At 68.8% G+C, this 2,593-nt stretch carries 2 protein-coding genes and 1 pseudogene; 1 reads left to right on the forward strand and 2 read right to left on the reverse strand.

All coding sequences use genetic code 11. The annotated features are described in order from the left end of the window. Window positions 1-696, reverse strand: a 696-nt coding sequence (locus WAN71_RS10845; RefSeq protein WP_422225328.1) for a DNA polymerase III subunit delta', incomplete at its 3' end; no start/stop codon positions are given. A 48-nt stretch (window positions 697-744) separates the two neighbouring features. On the opposite strand from WAN71_RS10845, the gene WAN71_RS10850 reads away from it, so the two are divergent. Then, a complete protein-coding gene (locus tag WAN71_RS10850; protein WP_422225329.1) occupies window positions 745-2,388 on the forward strand; it encodes an adenylate/guanylate cyclase domain-containing protein in 1,644 nt (547 codons plus the stop codon). On the opposite strand, the pseudogene WAN71_RS10855 reads toward WAN71_RS10850, so the two are convergent. Continuing rightward, window positions 2,385-2,593 (reverse strand): annotated as a pseudogene (locus WAN71_RS10855) (hypothetical protein); the annotation flags it as partial. The gene WAN71_RS10850 and the pseudogene WAN71_RS10855 sit on opposite strands and share 4 nt — an antisense overlap.

Below are 2,593 nucleotides of genomic sequence, written 5' to 3' on the forward strand. Positions count from 1 at the left end.
GGCCAGCCCTAACGCCTGCAGCCGCCGCTCGCGCGCCTCCGGATCGGTGGCCAGCCGCCGCGCCCGGCCCACATGTCCGCCACTGACCGAGGCCGCCCAGTCGGCGGTTTCGGGTGTCAAAGCGTCGCCGTCGATCAAAACCTGGGCGATCGCTTCCGGCGATGGAGTCACCAGCGCGACATGCCGACAGCGGGACCGCAATGTCAGCGCGATGTCCTCGGGATCCACCGACGGCGCGCACAGCAGAAAGACCGTGGATGGCGGCGGCTCCTCGACAACTTTGAGCAAGGCGTTGGCCGCGCCTTCGGTCAGCCGGTCGGCGTCCTCGATCAGCACGATCTGCCAGCGTCCCGTGCTCGGCCGGCGAGACGCGATCTGCACGATCGCACGCATCTCGTCGACGCCGATGGACAGTCCCTCCGGGATGACCCGGCGGACATCTGCGTGCGTTCCCGCCATCGTCGTCGTGCAGGCACGGCATTCTCCGCAGCCAGGCACCCCGGCGGAGGTGCATTGCAACGCCGCAGCAAAGCACAGCGCCGCCACCGAGCGCCCCGAGCCGGGCGGGCCGGTGATCAGCCAGGCGTGCGTCATCGCCGCGGTGTGAGCCGAATCACCGCGGGCCGCCGAAGCGGCGGCCACCAAGTCGGCTTCGACCGACTCCTTGCCAACCAGCCGTGTGAATACCCTCGACATCACCGGTAACAGTACTGACCACAGCTGACCACACCGCAACATAAGTGGCTGTACACGGAACGTTTTGGCTACTTTTTCGTCCCCGACGACCGATACGGTGGGTTGGTGACCACGGCGGCAGCACTTCCCAGGCGGATCAGCGGATTCGTCCAATGGTTTGTGCGCACACCGTGGCCGGTTTTTATGCTGAGCCAGCTGCAGGCCGACATCATCGGCGCCCTGCTGGTGCTGGGCTTTCTGCGCTACGGGCTGCCACCCGAAGACCGCATCGAACTGCAAGAACTGCCGGCCCTCAACCTGGCTACCTTCACCGGGTCAATCGTCCTGCTCTTCCTCGTCGGAACCGCGATCAGCGCGCGTTTACTGGTGCCGGTGTTCCGGTGGCAGCGCCGCGACGGTTTGCTCACCGACACCGACCCCGCCGCCACCGAGCTGGCCCGCAGCCGCGCGCTGCGGTCGCCGTTCTACCGCACGGTGATCAATTTGGCGTCCTGGGGCGTCGGCGGCGTGGTCTTCATCGTCGCCAGCTGGCCGGTGGCCAAGCACGCCGCCCCGGTGGTGGCCGTCGCCACCGCCCTGGGTGCCACGGCCACTGCGATCATCGGCTATCTGCAGTCCGAGCGGGTGTTGCGCCCGGTGGCAGTTGCCGCCCTGCGTGGCGGGCTGCCGGAGAACATCCGGGCATCGGGTGTCATCGGACGCCAGATGCTGGCCTGGGCGCTGTCAACCGGGGTGCCGCTGCTGACGATCGTGCTGGCCGTGGTGGGGGACAAGGCTGAGTATCTGCACGGACCGCCGGAGAAGCTGTTAAACCCGATCCTGCTGCTGGCATTGGCGGCGCTGGGTATCGGATTGGCCAGCACGCTACTGGTGGCCACATCGATCGCCGACCCGCTGCGCCAGCTGCGCTGGGCGCTCGGCGAGGTACAGCGGGGTAATTACAACGCGCACATGCAGATCCACGACGCCAGCGAGCTGGGCCTGTTGCAGGCCGGCTTCAACGGCATGGTGCGCGACCTGGCCGAACGGCAACGGCTGCGCGACCTGTTCGGCCGCTACGTCGGTGAAGACGTCGCCCGCCGCGCGCTGGAGCGCGGCACCGAATTGGGCGGCCAGGAGCGCGATGTCGCGGTGCTGTTCGTCGATCTGGTCGGCTCCACCCAGCTCGCGGCGACCCGACCACCTGCCGAGGTGGTCAGCCTGCTCAACGAGTTCTTCCGGGTGGTCGTCGACACCGTGGGCCGGCATGGCGGCTTCGTCAACAAATTCCAGGGTGATGCCGCGCTGGCCATCTTCGGCGCCCCTATCGAGCACCCGGACGCGTCCGGTGGCGCGCTGGCAGCGGCCCGTGAGCTGCACGACGAGCTGCTCCCGGTGATCGGCACCGCGGAGTTCGGCATCGGAGTGTCCGCCGGGCGCGCCATCGCCGGCCACATCGGCGCGAAAGCCCGCTTCGAGTACACGGTGATCGGCGACCCGGTCAACGAGGCGGCGCGGCTCACCGAGCTGGCCAAGCTCGAAGACGGCCACGTGCTCGCCTCGGCGGTCGCGGTCAGCGGCGCGCTTGACGCCGAAGCCTTGTGCTGGGATGTCGCCGAAGTCGTCGGGCTGCGCGGACGCAACGCGCCCACTCAGCTTGCCCGGCCGCTGAATCTGGCCGCGCCGGCAGAGGTACCCAGCGAAATTGGCTAGCTGCCCGGTGGTGGCGGGCTGGCCGGCGCTGCAGTCAGGTCGCTCGGCGTCGGCGGGCTGACGTCCACGAACGATTTCCCGGGCTGGCCCCCGGCCGGGTCATTACCCAGGTTCAGCAGGTCGCTAAGGCCCGGCACGTTGGACGGCTGGTCGCCGTTCGGGGCTCCGGCGTCGGGTTCGGTGATGTTCTGCACCACGATCGGGC

This window comes from Mycobacterium sp. (assembly GCF_049280035.1).
GTDB lineage: Bacteria > Actinomycetota > Actinomycetes > Mycobacteriales > Mycobacteriaceae > Mycobacterium.